Source organism: Pseudoalteromonas sp. SR44-8 (assembly GCF_014163635.1).
Lineage (GTDB): Bacteria > Pseudomonadota > Gammaproteobacteria > Enterobacterales > Alteromonadaceae > Pseudoalteromonas > Pseudoalteromonas rhizosphaerae.
Window position 1 is genome coordinate 81,909 of the sequence record NZ_JACJDS010000012.1, and the last position, 19,990, is coordinate 101,898.

At 42.1% G+C, this 19,990-nt stretch carries 19 protein-coding genes; 14 read left to right on the top strand and 5 right to left on the bottom strand.

The window, feature by feature from the left end; all coding sequences use genetic code 11:
• The first annotated feature begins 36 nt into the window (after positions 1-36).
• The 14 genes from rpsB (at position 37) to H5183_RS07955 (ending at position 13,398) form a co-directional block, all read left to right on the top strand.
• Positions 37-765, top strand: coding sequence for a 30S ribosomal protein S2 (gene rpsB / locus H5183_RS07890; protein WP_145240470.1), 729 nt, complete (start codon positions 37-39; stop codon positions 763-765).
• A gap of 105 nt (positions 766-870) precedes the next feature.
• Entirely contained in the window at positions 871-1,722 is an 852-nt protein-coding gene (gene tsf, locus H5183_RS07895; RefSeq protein ID WP_145240472.1) for a translation elongation factor Ts, read from the top strand.
• 159 nt (positions 1,723-1,881) lie between these two features.
• Positions 1,882-2,631 carry a UMP kinase gene (gene pyrH / locus H5183_RS07900; RefSeq protein ID WP_145240474.1) on the top strand — a complete coding sequence of 250 codons (750 nt, stop codon included), beginning with the start codon at positions 1,882-1,884 and terminating at the stop codon, positions 2,629-2,631.
• Between the two features lie 50 nt (positions 2,632-2,681).
• The gene (gene frr, locus H5183_RS07905) at positions 2,682-3,203 is read left to right on the top strand and encodes a ribosome recycling factor (RefSeq protein ID WP_215909106.1); all 522 of its coding nucleotides are present in this window, start codon (positions 2,682-2,684) and stop codon (positions 3,201-3,203) included.
• A gap of 58 nt (positions 3,204-3,261) precedes the next feature.
• A complete protein-coding gene (locus H5183_RS07910) occupies positions 3,262-4,041 on the top strand; it encodes an isoprenyl transferase (protein ID WP_145240478.1) in 780 nt (259 codons plus the stop codon).
• 17 nt (positions 4,042-4,058) lie between these two features.
• Positions 4,059-4,925 (top strand): phosphatidate cytidylyltransferase, encoded by an 867-nt coding sequence (locus H5183_RS07915; protein ID WP_145240480.1) that lies wholly within the window; start codon positions 4,059-4,061, stop codon positions 4,923-4,925.
• Positions 4,922-6,127, top strand: coding sequence for a 1-deoxy-D-xylulose-5-phosphate reductoisomerase (gene ispC, locus H5183_RS07920; protein ID WP_145240482.1), 1,206 nt, complete (start codon positions 4,922-4,924; stop codon positions 6,125-6,127). The genes H5183_RS07915 and ispC overlap by 4 nt, the downstream gene beginning before the upstream one ends.
• Before the next feature lies 1 nt (position 6,128).
• Positions 6,129-7,481: a sigma E protease regulator RseP gene (rseP, locus tag H5183_RS07925; protein WP_145240483.1), complete on the top strand. Its 1,353-nt coding sequence runs from the start codon at positions 6,129-6,131 to the stop codon at positions 7,479-7,481.
• A gap of 104 nt (positions 7,482-7,585) precedes the next feature.
• Positions 7,586-10,057 (top strand): outer membrane protein assembly factor BamA, encoded by a 2,472-nt coding sequence (gene bamA, locus H5183_RS07930; RefSeq protein WP_182731381.1) that lies wholly within the window; start codon positions 7,586-7,588, stop codon positions 10,055-10,057.
• Between the two features lie 11 nt (positions 10,058-10,068).
• On the top strand, positions 10,069-10,587 hold the full coding sequence (locus H5183_RS07935) for an OmpH family outer membrane protein (protein WP_145240487.1): 519 nt from the start codon (positions 10,069-10,071) through the stop codon (positions 10,585-10,587).
• Positions 10,588-10,597: 10 nt separating this feature from the next.
• Positions 10,598-11,635 (top strand): UDP-3-O-(3-hydroxymyristoyl)glucosamine N-acyltransferase, encoded by a 1,038-nt coding sequence (lpxD, locus tag H5183_RS07940; protein ID WP_182731382.1) that lies wholly within the window; start codon positions 10,598-10,600, stop codon positions 11,633-11,635.
• Positions 11,636-11,648: 13 nt separating this feature from the next.
• Positions 11,649-12,101, top strand: coding sequence for a 3-hydroxyacyl-ACP dehydratase FabZ (gene fabZ / locus H5183_RS07945; RefSeq protein WP_145240491.1), 453 nt, complete (start codon positions 11,649-11,651; stop codon positions 12,099-12,101).
• 2 nt (positions 12,102-12,103) lie between these two features.
• Positions 12,104-12,874 carry an acyl-ACP--UDP-N-acetylglucosamine O-acyltransferase gene (lpxA, locus tag H5183_RS07950; RefSeq protein ID WP_182731383.1) on the top strand — a complete coding sequence of 257 codons (771 nt, stop codon included), beginning with the start codon at positions 12,104-12,106 and terminating at the stop codon, positions 12,872-12,874.
• 140 nt (positions 12,875-13,014) lie between these two features.
• Positions 13,015-13,398: a septal ring lytic transglycosylase RlpA family protein gene (locus H5183_RS07955; protein ID WP_310736578.1), complete on the top strand. Its 384-nt coding sequence runs from the start codon at positions 13,015-13,017 to the stop codon at positions 13,396-13,398.
• Here the strand turns inward: H5183_RS07955 and cydC are convergent.
• From cydC to H5183_RS07980, 5 genes are read right to left on the bottom strand one after another with little or no spacing between them, the layout of a single operon-like run.
• Positions 13,395-15,128, bottom strand: a complete 1,734-nt coding sequence (gene cydC, locus H5183_RS07960) for a thiol reductant ABC exporter subunit CydC (RefSeq protein WP_182731384.1) — start codon at positions 15,126-15,128, stop codon at positions 13,395-13,397. The two genes, H5183_RS07955 and cydC, sit on opposite strands and share 4 nt — an antisense overlap.
• Positions 15,121-16,905, bottom strand: a complete 1,785-nt coding sequence (cydD, locus tag H5183_RS07965) for a thiol reductant ABC exporter subunit CydD (RefSeq protein ID WP_182731385.1) — start codon at positions 16,903-16,905, stop codon at positions 15,121-15,123. Before cydD ends, cydC begins: the two co-directional genes overlap by 8 nt.
• On the bottom strand, positions 16,895-17,047 hold the full coding sequence (cydX, locus tag H5183_RS07970) for a cytochrome bd-I oxidase subunit CydX (protein ID WP_064667585.1): 153 nt from the start codon (positions 17,045-17,047) through the stop codon (positions 16,895-16,897). The genes cydD and cydX overlap by 11 nt, the downstream gene beginning before the upstream one ends.
• Positions 17,048-17,060: 13 nt before the next feature.
• Positions 17,061-18,200 (bottom strand): cytochrome d ubiquinol oxidase subunit II, encoded by a 1,140-nt coding sequence (gene cydB, locus H5183_RS07975; RefSeq protein WP_145240499.1) that lies wholly within the window; start codon positions 18,198-18,200, stop codon positions 17,061-17,063.
• A complete protein-coding gene (locus tag H5183_RS07980; RefSeq protein WP_182731386.1) occupies positions 18,197-19,798 on the bottom strand; it encodes a cytochrome ubiquinol oxidase subunit I in 1,602 nt (533 codons plus the stop codon). The genes cydB and H5183_RS07980 overlap by 4 nt, the downstream gene beginning before the upstream one ends.
• Positions 19,799-19,990: the final 192 nt, after the last annotated feature.

The window sequence follows — 19,990 nt, forward strand, 5'->3', positions numbered from 1 at the left end:
GAGGCCTAACCCTAAACTAAACAGAGGAAATACAAAATGGCAAACGTTTCAATGCGCGACATGCTTCAAGCTGGTGTTCACTTCGGTCACCAAGCACGTTACTGGAATCCTAAGATGAAGCCTTTCATCTTCGGCGCACGTAACCGTGTTCATATCATCAACCTTGAGCAAACTGTTCCAATGTTCAACAACGCACTTAAGTTTTTAACTGGTGCTGCGTCAAACAAAGGTAAAGTTCTTTTCGTTGGTACTAAGCGCGCAGCAAGCGAGTCGGTTAAAGAAGCCGCTATCGCTAGTGATCAGTATTACGTAAATCACCGTTGGTTAGGTGGTATGTTGACTAACTGGAAAACAGTTCGTCAATCAATCAAGCGTCTTAAAGACCTTGAAATCCAAAGCCAAGACGGTACTTTCGAGAAGTTAACTAAGAAAGAAACGTTAATGCTTAACCGCGAAATGGAAAAGCTTGAAAAGAGCCTTGGCGGTATCAAAAACATGGGTGGTCTTCCTGACGCACTTTTCGTTATCGATGCAGACCACGAGCACATCGCTATCCGTGAAGCTAACAACCTAGGTATTCCAGTTGTTGCGATCGTTGATACTAACTCTAACCCAGACGGTGTTGATTTCATCGTACCTGGTAATGATGATGCTATCCGTGCAATCAACCTTTACACAGGCGCAGTTGCAGCAGCAATCACTGAAGGTCGTGAGAGCAATATCGTTGCTCAAGCTGAGAAAGACGACTTCGTAGAAGCTGAGTAATTAGCTGTCATCAAGTCTTCATCTAATTTTAGATGAAGACTTGCTATTCTTGTAGAGCGGGTAACCCGCTTATCTAAACCTGAATTCAGATTTGAGGATTTACTAATGGCTGTAACTACTGCCCTAGTTAAAGAATTACGCGAGCGTACCGGCGCTGGCATGATGGATTGTAAAAAAGCGTTAACTGAAACAGATGGTGACATCGAGTTAGCGATTGAAAATATGCGTAAAAGTGGCGCTGCAAAAGCTGCTAAAAAAGCAGGTAACATTGCTGCTGAAGGTACTATCATCATCAAGCAAAATGCAGGTGTTGCAGTACTAGTTGAAGTTAACTGTCAAACTGACTTCGTAGCAAAAGACGTAAGTTTCTTAGCATTTGCTAACAAAGTTGCTGATGCTGCTATTGCAGAAACGATTTCTATCGAAGACTTACAAGCTAAGTTCGAAGAAGATCGTGTTGAACTAGTTACTAAAATTGGCGAAAACATCAACGTACGTCGTTTACAGTACATTGCTGGTGAGCAACTAGTTGAGTACCGTCACGGTGAGCGTATTGGTGTTGTTGTTGCGGGTGTTGCTGATGAAGAAACACTTAAGCACGTTGCAATGCACGTTGCTGCTTCAAACCCAGAGTACCTAGCACCTGAAGATGTACCTGCTGACGTTGTTGAAAAAGAAAAGCAAGTACAAATCGAAATCGCGATGAACGAAGGCAAGCCTGCTGAAATCGCTGAGAAGATGGTTGTTGGTCGCATGAAAAAATTCACTGGTGAGGTTTCTCTTACTGGTCAAGCTTTCATCATGGAACCTAAAAAATCTGTTGGCGAAATTCTTAAAGAGAAAAACGCAACAGTTACTGGCTTCGTACGTGTAGAAGTTGGTGAAGGTATCGAGAAGAAAACTGAAGATTTTGCTGCTGAAGTTGCTGCACAGATTGCTGCTGCTAAAGGTCAATAAAATCGATTTCCTTTGACGAAAAAGTGAGTTAGATGAAATTATTCTGTTATTTGCTTTTGCGTCATCGCTGAAAATTCTTTAAAATAACCGCGCTCTTTATGTGAAAATCATAAGCGCGGTTATTTTTTATCCTTTTTTTATAAAGTTGGCCCAAATACTATGACAATCAATCGTAAACCTATTTTTAGACGCGTTCTTCTCAAATTAAGCGGTGAAGCACTGATGGGAGACGAAGGCTTCGGCATCGACCCAAAAGTATTAGACCGTATGGCGCAAGAAATCAAAGAGCTTGTAGAACTCGACGTAGAAGTGGGTTTAGTTATCGGTGGCGGTAACTTTTTACGTGGCGGCTCACTTGCTGAAGCAGGCATGAATCGCGTAGTTGGCGATCATATGGGGATGCTAGCAACTGTCATGAATGGTCTTGCAATGCGTGATGCGTTGCACCGTGCATTTGTAAATTGTCGTTTAATGTCAGCTATCCCACTTAACGGTGTGTGTGATGCATACAATTGGGCTGAGGCAATTAGCTTATTAAAAACGGGCCGTGTAGTTATTTTTGCAGCCGGTACTGGTAATCCATTCTTTACAACGGATTCGGCCGCGTGTTTACGTGGTATTGAAATTGAAGCCGATACCGTGATTAAAGCCACCAAGGTTGACGGTGTTTACAGTGATGATCCGGTAAAAAATCCAGAGGCGACACTTTACCGTCACTTGAGCTACAATGAAATCATTGAAAAAGAATTAAAAGTAATGGATCTTGCGGCATTCACTCTTGCGCGTGATCACAAGATGCCGTTGAGCGTATTTAATATGAATAAATCAGGCGCTTTAAAGCGTGTAATTATGGGCGAAGAAGAAGGCACTCTTATCTCTTCACAAGCCTCAGATGAAGTTATTAACTAGATTAGGATTGAACCGTGATAAACGATATTCAAAAAGATGCTGCAGAACGTATGCAGAAAAGTGTAACGGCACTTAGCAGTCAACTATCTAAAATCCGTACTGGCCGTGCTCATCCGGCAATATTAGATGGCATCATGGTGCCATACTACGGCGCACCAACGCCATTGAACCAAGTTGCCAATGTAACAATTGAAGATTCACGTACACTTGCGTTAAGTGTATTTGATAAATCGCTTGCACAAGCGGTAGAGAAAGCAATCATGGCATCTGACTTAGGTTTAAACCCAATGTCAGCAGGTTCTGTGATCCGTGTACCACTTCCTCCGCTAACTGAGGAACGTCGTAAAAACTTAATTAAAATCGTTCGTGGTGAAGTTGAAAGCGGCCGTGTTGCAATCCGTAATATTCGTCGTGATGCTAACGGTGACGTTAAAAACTTATTGAAAGATAAAGATATTTCTGAAGATGAAGCGCGTCAATCTGATGATGCAATTCAAAAGCTTACGGACAAATTCATTAAAGAGATGGACACTCAATTAGCGGCGAAAGAAGCCGAGTTGATGGAAATCTAAGCTAGTAAATTTATTAGTTTTGAAACGCCGTCTGGGGTATACTAGGCGGCGTTTTTTTATGGAATACTCGATATTTATGGTTCTTAACGCTGATAAAATTTCCCAGCAATGTTTACCCAAGCATGTCGCTATAATCATGGATGGCAATGGTCGTTGGGCACAAGCCAAGAATAGGCCACGTGTGTACGGTCATAAAAAAGGCGTGGATGCGGTTCGTCAGTCTGTGCAGTTTTGTACTAAATTAGGAGTAGAGTCATTGACTCTATTCGCTTTTAGTAGTGAAAACTGGCATCGCCCCGAAGATGAAGTCAGTACCTTGATGGAGCTGTTTTTGTTTGTGCTGAGTAAGGAAGTTAAAAAGCTACACAAAAATAATGTTAAGTTAACCATTATTGGTGACTTATCTCGTTTTTCAGATACTTTGCGCAGCAAGGTTGATGCAGCACATGAATTAACGGCTAATAATACTGGTTTGCAACTGAATGTAGCGGCAAATTATGGTGGTCGATGGGATATAACAAATGCTGCAAAGCAATTAGGTAAGCTGATTGCTGCAGGGACGTTAAACCCTGATGATATTACAGAGCACGATTTAGCCGCCCATATGAGTATGCAAGATCAGGCTGAACCTGACTTGTTGATCCGTACTGGTGGCGATTTACGCATAAGCAACTTTTTATTGTGGCAAGCTGCTTATGCTGAACTTTACTTTACCGATACGCTTTGGCCTGACTTCAATGAAGCAGCTTTTGCTGATGCTATCGCTTGTTACGTTGCCAGAGAGCGACGGTTTGGTTGTACTGGCGAACAAATAAAACAATTACTCGCTGAAACCTAATTAAAAAGGGTAACACTTTGCTAAAACAACGAATTTTAACCTCTTTAGTGCTAGCGCCTTTGGCACTGGTGTTGGTTTTTTATACACCTCTTACATTGTTTAGTTACATTGCTGGCGCGATTGTTTTATTAGGCGCGTGGGAATGGTCGGCATTTATGGGGTTATGCGATAAAGTTAAACGTTTTTCGTTTGTGACGTTTATTGGCTTGTTACTGGTACTGCTTAATTGGCATTGGCCAATTGATGGACTGTGGGTCGACGGCCAGCTCGTAGGAGACGCAAATTATATATTCACACTGTCATTTTCGTGGTGGATTGTAGCCACCTACCTAGTGTGGCGCTACCCAGCAATGGCTAAAGCATGGAACGAAGGAGTGGTTATGCGCGCTATTGCCGGTATTCTCACCTTAGTACCGCTGTGGCTTGCGCTTAATACACTGCGCAGTGCTAACTATGAGCAATCAACGCACTTTGGTTCGATGCTTATTTTAGTGGTACTGGGGATCGTATGGAGTGCTGACATTGGTGCATACTTTACGGGTAAAAACTTTGGCAAGCATAAGTTAATGCCAAAAGTGAGCCCTAATAAAACCATTGAAGGTTTAGCTGGTGGCTTAGTTGCTGCGGTAATTTTTGTTTTAGCGTTTTGTCATTTTACCAATGTAGATATGTCTGTTTGGCCAATTTACGCGATTATGACTGTATTCATCGCGTTATTCTCAGCTATTGGCGACTTACTCGAAAGTATGTTTAAACGCGAAGCTGGTCTTAAAGATAGTGGCTCATGTTTGCCTGGCCATGGGGGTATTTTAGATCGTCTTGACAGCCTAACTGCTGCAGCCCCCATTTTTGTGTTGTGCTATGCATGGACACTTAGTTTATGAGTTGTAGACAACAACTCGTCATTCTCGGCGCGACAGGTTCCATTGGTTTAAGTACCTTAGATGTTGTTGCGCGTAATCAAGAACAGTTTGCTGTATTTGCACTTGCGGCAGGTAATAATAGTGAATTGATGGCGCAATTGTGTATTGCTCATCAACCACGCTTTGCAGTGATGGCAGATGACAGCGCTGCAGCTAAGTTAAGCCAACACTTATCGGGCAGTGGCTGCAAAACAGTGATCCGCAGTGGCATTGCCGCCATGAGTGAACTGGCCGCTCACCCAGACGTTGACGCGGTAATGTCGGCGATTGTTGGTGCCGCAGGGCTCATACCTACACTCAGTGCGGTAGAAGCAGGTAAAAAAGTATTACTGGCGAATAAAGAATCTTTAGTCATGTCAGGTCAGTTGTTTATTGATAAAGTAAAACAACATAAAGCCACTTTACTACCGATTGACAGTGAACATAATGCCATATTCCAGTGCCTGCCAAGTGCACTGCAAGGCTCTAAAACTAATGCACAGTTACATGAGCATGGGGTAAGTAAAATTTTACTTACCGGTTCTGGTGGGCCTTTTTTAACGTGTGATATTGCCTCTTTAAAAGACGTTACTGTGGCACAAGCCGTGGCGCATCCAAATTGGTCGATGGGACAAAAGATATCTGTTGATTCAGCCACTATGATGAATAAAGGCCTTGAGTTTATTGAGGCTAAATGGCTATTTAACTGCCAGGCAAACGATATTGAAGTGGTCATTCACCCGCAAAGTATTATTCATTCAATGGTGCAATACCAAGATGGCTCGGTGCTAGCGCAAATGGGGAATCCAGATATGCGTACACCGATTGCTCATGCTTTAGCATACCCACAGCGTATTGATGCTGGAGTAACACCACTGGATTTTTCACAGCTTGCTGATTTTACTTTTACGAAACCAGATTTTGCCCGCTATCCCAATTTACAATTAGCTATTGCTGCGTGTAATGCTGGACAAGGTGCTACAACGACAGTTAATGCTGCCAATGAAATTGCTGTGCAGGCATTTTTACAAGGGCAGATAGGCTTTACTGATATATACCGCATTAATGCACAAACATTAGACACAACGGTTGATGTAAACGTACACACGCTCGATGAAATTCTTGAATGTGACCGTTTAGCTCGACTTCAAGCGACGCAACTCATTGCAAAGGTAGTACGCTAATATGTTCGATTTTCTGTGGAATTTAGGTTCTTTTATTCTAGCGCTGGGAATTTTAGTAACAGTGCATGAATATGGCCATTTTTGGGTTGCCCGCAAAGCGGGTGTGAAGGTGTTAAGGTTTTCTATTGGCTTTGGTAAACCGCTAATAAAATGGCACGATAAACACGACACTGAATATGTCATTGCAGCAATTCCTTTAGGTGGCTACGTGAAAATGCTTGATGAACGTGTTGATGAGGTGTCAGCTGAACAACGTCACTTATCATTTAATGCCAAGTCAGTACAAGCGCGTATCGCGATTGTAGCGGCAGGCCCGCTGGCTAACTTTATATTTGCTATCTTTGCTTTAGCTGCGATGTACATGGTTGGGGTTCAATCGGTGAAGCCGGTGGTTGGCTCAGTAAATGAGGGTAGCCGCGCTGAGCAAGCCGGTATTATGCCAAGTCAGCAAATTATAAAAATTGGCGATGATGATATTGCTACCTGGCAAGATGCTACGTTTGCGTTAATGGCCAGCCTAGGTGATAAAAGCGTTGCAGTTACCGTGCGTGACGAGCAATTTCAAGAACAGGTTAAAATGCTTGATATTGATGGTTGGAAACTTGATCAACAAGATGTGCCACCATTAGCTTCATTAGGTATTGTACCGTTTCGTCCGCAGGCGACTTTAACCGTTGCCACAATTTCGCCAAACTCTGCTGCAGCAGACGCTAATTTACAAGCAGGCGATGAAATTATCGCAGTAAATGGTGAAACAATAACCAGTTGGACGCAGTTAGTTAATGTTATTCAGCAATCCGCTAACAAATCATTACAATTTAGTGTAAAAAGACAAGATAGTATAGAGCTGCTAAATGTTACGCCGAAAGGACAACGTAATAGTGATGGCTTGCTACAAGGCTTTTTAGGTGTAGCGCCGGTGGTTGAAACATGGCCAGATGGTTACATTGAAACTAGACATTATGGTCCACTCGATAGTATGGTGCTGGGCGTAAGTGAAACATGGCGCTTGATCAGCCTAAGTTTTGATATGATTGGTAACTTAATTACTGGTCAAGTATCAGTGAAGAATTTAAGTGGTCCAGTTGGTATTGCTGTTGGAGCGGGAACTAGCGTAAGCTATGGCTTAGTAGCGTTTTTAGGCTTCTTAGCATTGATAAGTGTAAACCTGGGCGTATTTAATTTATTGCCCTTACCAGTGCTTGATGGTGGGCACTTAATGTATTACATAATTGAACTTTTTCGTAAAAAGCCGGTCTCTGAAAAGACACAAGAATTTGGTTTTAAAGTGGGTGCCTTGCTACTCATTTTTCTTACATGTTTCGCTTTGTTCAATGATGTATCGCGATTGTAAGCAATTGCGACAGTCTCGAATTAAAACACGATTGTAAAACACCGCTAAAGTATAATTTTAAGGTGTTGAGCGGTAATACCGTTGTAAAGGATAAAGATAATAAAATGGCTATAAAAAAACATTTGGCAGTAACAAGTTTATTAGGTGCTAGCTTTGCAGCCCTAGGCCAAAACTCCTTTATTGTTGACGATTTAAAAGTTGAAGGCTTACAGCGCGTTGCGTTGGGAGCGGCATTGACACATATTCCTATTAATGTGGGTGATAATGTTGATGACTACACAATTTCAAAAACGATTAAGTCTTTGTATAACTCAGGTCACTTCGACAACATCAAGGCACTACGTGATGGCAATAATGTTATTTTTAAAGTAACAGAGCGCCCAACAATTAGTGTTATTGAGTTTGAAGGTAATAAAGACATTAAAGACGAGCAGCTTACTCAGTCGCTTGATCAGCAAGATATTCGCCAAGGTGAACCACTGGATAAAACTGTGGTGGATAACATCGAGAAAGGCTTAATAGAGTTTTTCCACAGTATTGGTAAATACAACGCTAAAATTGATGTCAGTATCACTAAGTTACCGCGTAACCGCGTTAAGCTAAAACTTGAGTTTGATGAAGGCGATGCCGCATCTATTCGTCAGATCAACTTAGTTGGTAATGAATTATTTAGTGATGAAGACTTGTTAGCACTTGCTGAGTCACAACAAGATTTACCTTGGTGGCAGTTTATGGGCAGCGATCGCTACCAGAAACAAACCATTGAAGGCGATCTCGAGAAAATTCGTAGTTATTATTTAGACCGTGGTTACTTACGTTTTAATATTGACTCAACACAAGTATCAGTTAGTCCTGAGCGTGAATCTGTGTATGTAACAGCTAACATCACCGAAGGCGTTAAATACAAAGTGAAAGGCTTTGACTTCATTGGTGATTTACTTGGCCGTGAAGAACTGATCAAAAGCGTTATTCCACTTCGTGCCGGTGAACTTTATAATGGCTCAGTGGTTACCTCATCTGAAGAATTTATCAAAAGTTATTTAGCGCGTTTCGGTTATGCGAATGCGGAAGTTCGCACCATTCCTGAAATTGACGATGAAAATAAAGAAGTTCAGTTAACACTCTCAGTTAATCCTGGTCAGCGTGTTTATGTTCGTCGTATTATCGTTGGTGGTAACCAAAATACCGCAGATGAAGTATTACGTCGTGAAATGACCCAGCTGGAAGGCGCCTGGTTATCGAATCAGAATCTTGAGCGTTCAAAGCTACAAATTCAACGTCTTCCTTACATGGAAAGTGTTGATTTTAATGTTGTGCCAGTCCCTGGTATAGATGACCAAGTTGATGTCGATTTTACTGTTAAAGAGCAATCAGCAGGTAGCTTTAATGCAGGTCTTGCTTATGGTTCTTACTTAGGTCTGCAATTTAATATCGGTGTTACTGAGTCTAACTTCTTAGGCACGGGTAACCAGATTGGCTTTAACATCAATACCTCGCGTGGTTCAGAACGTGTTAGTTTATCGTATACCGACCCTTACTTCACCCCAGATGGTGTGTCGCAAGGCAGTAGTATTTTCTACAGTAATTACGATGCAAGTAAGTTTAGCCTCATCGATTACAAATCGAAAAGCTACGGGATTGGTACTAATATAGGATTCCCGATTGATGCGGTAAACCGTATCAACTTTGGTGTACGTTGGATCCAAGAAGAATTATCTGAAATTGCTGAATATGAGCAAACTCGTGTTATGCGTGAGACCTTCTTAGACCCGAATAATCCAGATAAAGGATTTGATTTTACTAAGTACGAACTCAGCGTTGGCTGGTCTCGTGTGACAGTAAACCGTGGCTTATTCCCAACTGCAGGTTCGCGTCAAACATTAAACTTAACAGGTACTACGCCAAACTCTGATTTAACTTACTTTAAGTTAAACTATGACTCGCGTTTTTATTGGCCGCTTTCGAATAACCATCGTTGGGTATTCTCAACCCGTGCTGCGCTTGGTTATGGTAACGGTTATGGCACAACCAATGGTTACGACCAAACATTGCCATTCCAAGAGTACTTTCGTATAACAGAAATGGAATTACGCGGTTTTGACCGTAATACTATATTGCCGCGCGCAATATCACGTACGCCACAGTTAATTCCGGGCACTTCGTTGCCAGATGGTGGCCTAACAGGCAATATAGGCGGTTCGCCAGAGTTTGATGTGTTAACACCACAAGGGCGTATTGGTGGTAATGCTAAAGCGGTTGCTGGCATGGAGTTAATTGTGCCAACTCCATTCTTGGATGAAGATAATACCAGTTCTGTACGTACCAGCTTCTTTATTGATGCTGCAAACGTATGGGATACTGAATTTAACGTTGATCGTTATAAAAATTTAGGGCCGGATGAACGCGCTAAGCTTGAGGATTATTCAGATCCGCTGCGCTTTAGGGTATCAACCGGTTTATCACTACAATGGATCTCACCTATGGGTCCTATGTTGATTAGTTTTGCGTATCCATTGCAACAAGAAGAAGATGACGATACGAAGACCATCAGCTTTAACATTAGTAATACATTCTAAAGGAGTTTTTTGTGAAAAAATCATTTAAATCATCGGCAATTGCCATTTTAGCTACACTTATGATGGGTACTTCTGCAAGTGCTTTTGCACATAAAGTAGGTATCGTAGATATGCAAGAAATCTACAAACAAATCCCACAAATGGCAAAAGTTGAGCAAACATTACAAGCTGAATTTGCTGAGCGTCGTCAAGAGCTTGAGAAGTTGCAGGGCGATATCCGCTTTGAAGCAGAAAAATTCAAGCGTGAAAGCACTACGATGAGCCAAGCGCAAAAAGATGCCTTACGTGAAAAAGTGGAAGGTATGCAAAAAAATCTTGCTGAAAAAGGTCGTCCTTTAGAGCAAGAAATTAAAGTTCGTCAAAATCAAGAATTAGCTAAAGTTCAAGGTCTTATCATCAAAGCAATCGAAGATATTGCCAAAGATGGTAAATATGATGAAGTTAAAGTTAAAGATACTACTATCTACTTTAACCCTAAAACGGTAGTTGATTTATCAAGTAAAGTTGTTGATCAAGTAAGTAAGCAATAGAACTTATTATATGCATAATTATACGCTTTCGCAGATTGCGGAACTTCTAGGCGCCGAGCTTGACGGTGACGGCGCTTGGGAAATCTCAAAAATTGCTACACTTGCAAATGCCCAATCTGGGCATATTGCATTTTTAGCGAATAAGAAATATCGCTCACAACTTAGTGATACTCAAGCGGGGGCAGTGATCTTATCTGCCGCAGATGCAGAGTATTATCAAGGTAATAAGCTCATCGTTGCTAACCCCTATGTTTGCTACGCGAAATTAGCTCAGTTACTCGATACCACGCCACGTTCAGCGTCATCAGGTATACACCCAAGTGCGGTGATCCACCCTGATGCCACGGTTGCAAGCACAGCCGCTGTTGCCGCTAATGCGGTGATTGAAGCCGGAGCGGTAATTGGTGATAACGTGCAAATAGGTGCTAATTGCTTTATTGGTGAAAACACAAAAATTGGCAATGGCACAAAACTGTGGGCAAATGTCAGTGTTTATCATGATGTAGAGATTGGCAATGATTGTTTATTTCAATCAAGTAGCGTAATCGGCAGTGATGGCTTTGGCTATGCAAACGATAAAGGACAATGGATAAAAATCCCTCAGCTTGGTCGCGTTATTATTAGTGACAAGGTTGAAATTGGTGCAGGTACTACGGTTGATCGCGGCGCAATAGACGACACAATCATTCACAGCAATGTGATTATCGATAACCAATGTCAAATTGCTCATAATGTTGAAATTGGTTCAGGCACAGCAATTGCTGGCTGTACCGTGATAGCTGGTAGTACAACTATTGGTAAAAATTGCCAGATTGCGGGGCTTGTAGGCATAAATGGTCACATAGATATCTGTGATGGTGTTATACTTACGGGTATGAGCATGGTGACTAAAGCGATTACGGAACCTGGTGTTTATTCCTCAGGGCTTCCACACTCTTCAAATAAAGAGTGGCGCAGAAACATTGCCCATTTACGTAATCTGCCAGAGATGAAAGTTCGCCTTAAAGCGCTAGAGACTCTGACTAAGTCATTAAACGTTGATCATTAATAAGGATGCTATTTTGGCAAACGAATTAAATAGCCTTGATATACAAGAAATTTTAAGCTTACTTCCGCATCGTTACCCGATGCTACTAGTTGACCGTGTGCTTGATTACACCCCTGGTGAATCATTACATGCAATTAAGAACGTAACTTTTAATGAACCGATTTTTACCGGCCATTTCCCTAACCAGCCAATTTTTCCTGGTGTATTAATTTTAGAAGCCATGGCACAGGCAACCGGTTTATTGGGTTTTAAAACTGTCGAAAATCGCAGTGAAAATGAACTATATTTATTTGCAGCGATAGATAATGCGCGCTTTAAACAACCAGTAACGCCTGGTGACACCATGCATTTACACGTTCAATTTTTAAAAGAGCGTCGTAATATTTGGAAGTTTGCAGCAGAAGCAAAAGTTGATGGCAAAATAGTATGTAGTGCCGAAATCATGTGTGCGAGAAGAGAGCTTTAATTGTGATCCATCCTACAGCGATAATCGAACCAGGTGCAAAGTTAGGTAATAATGTATCAGTTGGCCCTTACAGCTACATTGGCAACGATGTGGTTATTGGTGACAACTGCATTATCGAATCCCATGTTGTGGTCAAAGGTCCGTCAACAATAGGTTCAGGCAATCATATATTTCAATTTGCGTCTGTAGGTGAAGCCTGCCAAGACAAAAAATATAATAATGAGCCAACCACACTTATCATTGGCGATAACAATGTTATTCGTGAATGCGCGACTATCCACCGAGGTACAATTCAAGACCAAGGTGTGACTAAGATTGGTAGCAATAATTTATTTATGGCTTACACTCACGTAGCTCATGATGCAGTGATTGGCGATAACGTTATTTTTGCTAATAATGCATCTGTTGCAGGCCATGTACATATTGGTGACTGGGTTATCTTAGCGGGTAATTCAGGTATTCATCAATTCTGTAAAGTGGGGGCACATGCCTTTGTAGGTATGTACTCTGGCGTCAACAAAGATGTGCCGCCGTTTGTAACAACCATAGGTACGCCAGCAGGTCCTGTTGCAATTAATACTGAAGGCATGAAGCGCCGTGGTTTTGAAAGCGATGAAGTAATGGCAACACGTCGTGCTTATAAAACATTATACCGCAAGAGCTTAGGTGTTGAAGAGGCACTTGCAGCGCTTGCTGATGATGCCGCTAAGTACCCAGCAGTACAGTTAATGGTTGATTTTGTGAAAAATTCTGAACGCGGTATTATTCGTTAATTCGTTTATGCTGTGTATAAAAGCCACCAGTTATTAAGTTAACTTGGTGGCTTTTTTGTATTCACTGTTTTGTATTTACTTTAATTCAGTTGCAGCTCAGTTGATACCTGCTACCTTTATGCATTCTAAGGGAGCGTTGAATTTTGATTAAAGCACTTTTAATTAGCTTATCACTGGCTATTTTAGCTGGCTGTAGTAGCTCGCAGACAAACTATTCTGCAACAAGCACAGGTATTCGTGAGCAGGGAAATGCTAGCTTTTATGCCGATAAATACCATGGTCGGCTGACCGCTAGTGGTGAAAAGTTTGACCAACAAGCCATGACTGCGGCGCACAAACAGCTCCCTTTTAACAGCAAAGTTAAAGTCACAAACACAGCAAATAACCGTTCAGTGGTCGTTCGAGTGAATGATCGCGGTCCTTTTATTCGCGGCCGTATCATCGATTTAACAAAGCATGCGTTTGAGCAACTCGCAGAGCCAAGCTCGGGCGTTATTAACGTAACCGTTGAAGTAATTGATTAAAAGCGTGTGATCAAGTTCACGTACTCAGGTTGCTCTGCTAATAGTTGCTGATGCGTTGCAATCGCTTTTATTTGCCCTTGCTCTAACCAAATTACGTTATCCATATTGGCAAGTAAGGCAGGGTCGTGAGTTATGCTGATCACAGTACAGTGCTGCATGCTGGTTAATATCGCATCCATAACTTGATGCTTCGATTGATTGTCGAGGCCTTCGGTTGGCTCATCAAGCACTAAAATAGCCGGTGCTCTGAGTAAGGCTTGCGCTAACGCTAAACGCCGCGATTGCCCACGCGACAAACTTCTGCCACCTGTGCCTAAGCGGGTGTCTAATCCTAGTTTTAACTCGCTAAGCCAATCACCTAACTGTGCTTGTTGACAGGCTGTGCGCATTTGTTGTTTAGTTGCTGAGGGCGCCGCATAGCGTAAGTTTTCAGCAATGGTGCCATCAAAAATATGATGTTGTTGTGCTACTATGTTAATCAGTTCGCAGCGATTTTGTTGACTGATCGTGTTAATTGCTATGGTTTTGTCTGCTGAAGTTAGATTTATCTCACCATTTTGCTGTGGCCATAAACCACTGAGTAAATTAACCAGCGTACTTTTCCCACTGCCGCTTTGCCCCACAATCGCGACTTTTTGCAGTGGCTCAATCGCAAAACTTAAGTTGTTAAGCGCAAAAGTATCACTGTGGTAACAATAACTAAGATCTTTAAATTCAAGCCCTAAAGGTTGCACTGATAACGACTCCTGAACGCTTGTAGTTTCAGGGCGCAGTTTATCTTCTAAATCAAAAATACGCTTTGCAGCGCTTAGCGCTACGGGCAATTGAATAAACGCATTTGGCAGCGTTAGCACTGTTTCAAAACTAGCAAGCACAAATAAACTAAGCATTGCCAGTTCAACATTGGCCATAGCTCCGCTGTAAACTAGCGGTGCAATTATCATAATGGCACCGAGCATACTCAGTTGTACTATTAATAGTGATACGCCATTACTATGTGCTTCGGCGCTATGGCGAACAAATAGTTGCCGATTATAGCGTTCACTGGCTGCCCGACATTGCTCAATTTGTTGCTCGGTGGCTTGATAGATAGCCAGCTCTCGTAAGCCACTTAGGGTATCTGATAATTCAGCACGTAAAGTCGCCGAATAGTGAGTTTCGAGGTCGGCAGTTTGCTGAAGTTGTTTACTCAGTATGATCGGCAGGGCAACGCCTACTATTAAGAGTGCAGTAAAGCATAGTAGCGCTACATTACTGTTGTAGGCTGCCATAATTGCAACCACAATTGGCACGCTGATTAGCGCAACAATCATTGGTAATAATACGTTTAAGTAAAATTTATCGAGCGCTTCAACGTCATTTTGCATGCGGTTAAATAGATCGGCGCTGCGGCTCATGGCTAAATCAACATTGCTTAGCTGGCTTAGCGTGTTAAAAACACTGACACGAATTTCACTTAATAATAAAAAGGTGGCGTTGTGGGTTACCAATCGCTCGCCGTAACGAGAGGCGGTTCTTACGATTGCCAAAAATCTAATTGTGCCGGCTGGTGTGAAGTAATTCATTTGCGTGCCGGCCAAGCCAGCCGCAGCCATGGCGGCTAAAAACCAACCAGAAATAGCCAATAAGCCAACGTTTGCCAGTACTGTTAAGGTTGCTAAAAATGCCCCTAACAGCATTGCACCTAGGTGCGGTCTACACAGTTTTAATAAACGTAAAAAATTAGTCATGCTGTTTACTCCTTGCATGCACTAAATCAAACAGCGCGCCTTGGTTATCGATGAGGGTTTTAAAGCTACCTTGTTCAATAACAGCACCATCTTTCATTACAATAACTTGTTTAGCTTGTGCAATGGTATTTAAGCGATGGGCTATCACCACAACGAGATGTTGCTGTGCATAATGATTGATAGCCGCTTGCACCTGTTGCTCAGTTTGGCTATCGAGGTGTGCGGTTGGCTCATCAAGGATCAAAATTGGCGCTTGTTTTAAAAATGCCCGAGCTAAAGCGATCCGCTGCTTTTGCCCGCCTGAGAGTCCTTCGCCTTGTTCACCAATTTGAGTGTCAAAGCCCTCTGGTAATTGATTGATAAACTCAAGTGCACCAGCTTGCTCTGCTGCAGTTTCTAGCTGCGTGAGTGTGGCATCCGGTTTGGCCAATAGTAAGTTAGCTTTGATACTGTTAAACAATAAAGTAGGTTGTTGTGGGATCCAGGCAATATGTTGCTGCCATTGCTTAATGTGTGATGCGGCTAATTGTTGTTGATTTACCGTAACAGCACCGATCACCTGAGGATGAAACCCTAATAAACAATCGAGTAAGGTGCTTTTACCAGCACCACTTTGACCAACGATGGCATACAGGCCTGTGCCTGCAAATGTTAGGTTTATATTGTTAACGCCTTCATTACTTTGTGGGTAATGAAAATTTAAATTATCAATATTTAGTTGTTCGATACTTGGTAAGTTTAAGCTATTTTGAGTATTTGGTTGTATGTTCTCAAGAGCCTTAGCAGGGAGTGGCTCATTCAATATTTTTAGCATATCAGCGGCGGCACTAATCCCTTCTAATCGGGCATGGTAATGGCTGCCGAGTTGGCGCAGCGGTAAATAAAACTCCGGGGCAAGTAACAGTACAACAAAGCCGGTCGAAAAATCTAAGGTACCAAAAAACAACCGAAAACCGATTATCACCGCTACTAACGCGACACTAATGGTCGCTAAAAACTCGAGTGCGAAAGATGATAAAAATGCGATTTTTAATACGTTTAAAGTCGCATGGCGAAAGTCATCGGAAATTTTGGCAATTTGTTTTAGTTCGCGCGTAGTCGCATTAAATAACTTTAGTTGGGTTAAGCCTTGTAAGCGGTCAAAAAAGTAATTACCCAACACAGCTAGTTGTTGCCAACGTTGTTGATTCAGTTGTTCTGCTTTGTGGCCAACCAAAATCATAAAAAACGGAATTAGGGGGGCGGTGAATAAAAAAATCAACCCAGCTTTCCAATCGGTAGGAAAAATCACCATCAGGATAGCCAAAGGAATAAGCGCACTGTAAGCCACGCTCGGTAAATAATTAGCATAATAATCGTGCAGTGCTTCAACACCATTGTGTAGGGTGTTTAAAGTCGCGCCATGACCTTGTTGTTCAATATAACTTGGCCCAAGTAAGGTGAGTTTCTCGAGTAAAGCATGGCGCATTGCAGTTTTAATTTTAAGTGCGGCTTGGGCACTTATGCACTGCGAAAATCCAAGCAATATTCCGCGCCCTAAAATCAATGCTGCTAATGGCCAAAGTAAAGGGGTAATAGTGGCTAAATTGGCGTGTTCAAACATCACTAAATGAATTGATCGTGCCACTAAATAAGCACTGGCAATCATCAATAATGCGTTAAATGTTCCTAGCGCAATACTGATTTTTAAAAGACTGCCAGCGTGATTGGAATGCGTTTTTAAAAACGCGCGTAGCGTAGTTTGCTGCGCGCGATTTGGTCGGGGGTTAGTCGTCATTTTGGCGATTAAGCCTATCGTGTAATTCTTGTTCGTCGTCAGCGATACTGTCTTTGTTCTGGCCAAATTCGTACCACATAACGTTGATCACACCTAACGTACAGGCTAATAAAACACCGAGTATCCAAGCAAAATACCACATAGATCAAATCTCCTTAGTAACTGCCATGGCTGTTATTTTCAATTTCTTCTACGGTTACTTTGCGCCACATTTTCACATAACACCATGTGGTGTAAAGTAAAATAAGTGGCACAAAAATACTTACTGCAATAAACATTACATTCAATGTTCTATGGCTAGAAACCGCATCCCATATTGTTAAACTAATATCAGGGTGATTACTTGATGGCATAATAAATGGGAATAAGGACATTCCAGCCGTCATGATCACACCGCCAAGCATTAAGCTTGTTGCTATTAATGCCAGGCCCGGTCTATTAATTTTTGAACATATCCACGCTAATGCAGCCATTAAAAAAGCGACCGCAGGGAACAGCATAGTTAAAGGCATTTGTTGATAATTGTTTAACCAAGCACCTGCAGAGGTGGTTACTGTTTTATCTAGTGGGTTTGCAAAGCCTTGCGTATCACCCATCGAGATTATTTGGTAACCATCAAGATTAGCAATCCAAATACCTGCAACAGCAAATAACACGATGAATGCTAACAGTGCATAACGACCATATTGCGCTGAGCGACGAGCAACATCACTGTCTGTACGCAGCTGTAACCACATACCGCCATGGGCAAGTAACATAGTTACGCTGATCAAGCCGGCTAATAAGGCAAATGGATTTAATAATGCAAAGAAAGATCCTTGGTAGCTGGTTCTAAGGTATTCATCAATACTAAATGGCACACCTAAAAACAGATTGCCAAAGGCCACGCCAAATACCAGAGCAGGAATGGCACTGCCAGCAAATAAGCCCCAATCCCAATTGTTACGCCAGCGCGGAGAGTCAATTTTGCTGCGATAGTCAAAACCCAAAGGTCTAAAAAATAAGGCAAACAATACCAACATCATAGCAAAGTAAAAGCCCGAAAATGCAGCCGCATAAACCATCGGCCACGCTGCAAATAAGGCACCACCTGCGGTGATAAACCATACTTGGTTACCATCCCAGTGTGGACCTACCGTATTGATCACCACACGGCGTTCACTGTCGGTTTTACCAACTAACTTGATAAGCATAGCCACGCCCATGTCCATACCATCGGTGATTGCAAAACCAATTAACAATACGCCGATGATAACCCACCAAAGTAACTTTAACGTTTCATAATCGAAAATCATGATTTTGCTCCTTGCTCGTCAGTTATTTGGTCGCCATTAGTATGGTCATCTAAATGTTCAAAGTGATATTTACCAGTGTGCAATGAACTTGGTCCTATTTTTACAAATCGCAGCATCAGCCAGCCTTCGACAATAGCAAGGCCGGTGTAGAATACGATAAAGCCGGTTAAGCTTATTAAAATATCATTGACAGTCAGTGACGAGGTCGCTAAAAAGGTCGGCAGTATTTCTGAAATTGCCCACGGCTGACGGCCATACTCGGCAACTATCCAGCCAAATTCAATTGCTATCCAAGGTAGAGGGATACTCCACACCGCAGCCCACAATAACCAACGTTTTTGTTCAATCACACGATGTGCATTGTAATAAAAAGACAATACAAATACGCCCAGCATAATCACACCACAGCCAACCATGATCCTAAATGACCAAAACATCGGGCCTACTTGAGGGAACGAATCTTTAACGGCTTGCTGAATTTGTGCTTCAGTTGCATCCACTACATTTGGTGTATAACGCTTTAACAATAAGCCGTAGCCTAAATCAGCTTTGAGGGTGTCAAACTTAGCAATATTCTCAGCTGAGTCATCACCACTGCGCAGTTTTTCAAGGTATTTATAAGCGATCATACCGTTACGAATACGCACTTCGTGTTGTTTTTCTAAATCATTAATGCCGGTAACTTGCTCATCTAACGAGCGGGTCGCTATTAAGCCTAGCGCATACGGGATTTTAACGGCGGCATGGGTCACCTGTTTATCGGAATCAGGGATCCCCACTAACGTAAACGCAGCGGGTGCTTCCTCGGTGTGCCATTCAGCTTCAATGGTTGCCAGTTTTACTTTTTGTACTTCACCGACTTCATAGCCTGATTCATCGCCAAGTAAAATAACACACAATACTGAGGCTAAACCAAAGCCGCTAGCGACTGAAAAAGAGCGTTTTGCAAAAGCGAGATCACGGCCCTTAAGGATATACCAACTACTGATCCCCAATACGAACATGGATGCGGCAACATAGCCCGCAGACACAGTATGAATAAACTTAACTTGTGCGACAGGGTTAAACACAAGCTCGGCAAAACTCGTCATTTCCATGCGCATAGTTTGATAGTTAAATTCAGCACCGACAGGGTTTTGCATCCAACCATTAGCGACTAATATCCACAGCGCAGACATATTAGTACCAATAGCCATTAAAAAGGTTGCACCTAAATGCTGGCGTTTACTGAGCCGCTCCCAGCCTAAAAAAAACATACCCACAAAGGTCGATTCTAAAAAGAATGCCATTAACCCTTCTATCGCAAGGGGAGCGCCAAATACATCGCCCACATAATGAGAGTAATAAGACCAGTTAGTACCAAATTCAAACTCCATGGTAAGGCCTGTGGCTACACCAATGGCGAAGTTAATGCCAAATAGTTTACCCCAAAACTTGGTCATATCACGGTAGATTTCTCGGCCGGTCATTACATAAACCGACTCCATGATCACTAAAATCCAGGTCATACCTAGAGTCAGTGGTACAAATAAAAAGTGAAACAGGGCGGTGACAGCAAACTGTAATCGCGATAGATCCACAAAGGTTTCATCTATCATTTTTTATAGCTCCTTGTATGTGCGGGCGAGTCACAAAACAAATAAAGTAAGCAAAAGTTAGTTAATGAAGTTTCAGTAATTATTGAAACTTTATGCATTATTCTCTTTTGGTTAATTATTGTCAATCACAACATGGATAAATATTACCCCATTATGATTAATGCGACGCTTTTTAATCGGCTTTAGTTAGTG

Bases quoted from the DNA above. Each gene is read 5' to 3' on its own strand.
- rpsB (WP_145240470.1), top strand. From the start codon at position 37: ATGGCAAACGTTTCAATGCGCGACATGCTTCAAGCTGGTGTTCACTTC.
- tsf (WP_145240472.1), top strand. From the start codon at position 871: ATGGCTGTAACTACTGCCCTAGTTAAAGAATTACGCGAGCGTACCGGC.
- pyrH (WP_145240474.1), top strand. From the start codon at position 1,882: ATGACAATCAATCGTAAACCTATTTTTAGACGCGTTCTTCTCAAATTA.
- frr (WP_215909106.1), top strand. From the start codon at position 2,682: ATGCAGAAAAGTGTAACGGCACTTAGCAGTCAACTATCTAAAATCCGT.
- H5183_RS07910 (WP_145240478.1), top strand. From the start codon at position 3,262: ATGGAATACTCGATATTTATGGTTCTTAACGCTGATAAAATTTCCCAG.
- ispC (WP_145240482.1), top strand. From the start codon at position 4,922: ATGAGTTGTAGACAACAACTCGTCATTCTCGGCGCGACAGGTTCCATT.
- rseP (WP_145240483.1), top strand. From the start codon at position 6,129: ATGTTCGATTTTCTGTGGAATTTAGGTTCTTTTATTCTAGCGCTGGGA.
- bamA (WP_182731381.1), top strand. From the start codon at position 7,586: ATGGCTATAAAAAAACATTTGGCAGTAACAAGTTTATTAGGTGCTAGC.
- lpxD (WP_182731382.1), top strand. From the start codon at position 10,598: ATGCATAATTATACGCTTTCGCAGATTGCGGAACTTCTAGGCGCCGAG.
- cydC (WP_182731384.1), bottom strand. From the start codon at position 15,128: ATGACTAATTTTTTACGTTTATTAAAACTGTGTAGACCGCACCTAGGT.
- cydD (WP_182731385.1), bottom strand. From the start codon at position 16,905: ATGACGACTAACCCCCGACCAAATCGCGCGCAGCAAACTACGCTACGC.
- cydX (WP_064667585.1), bottom strand. From the start codon at position 17,047: ATGTGGTATTTTGCTTGGATACTCGGTGTTTTATTAGCCTGTACGTTA.
- cydB (WP_145240499.1), bottom strand. From the start codon at position 18,200: ATGATTTTCGATTATGAAACGTTAAAGTTACTTTGGTGGGTTATCATC.
- H5183_RS07980 (WP_182731386.1), bottom strand. From the start codon at position 19,798: ATGATAGATGAAACCTTTGTGGATCTATCGCGATTACAGTTTGCTGTC.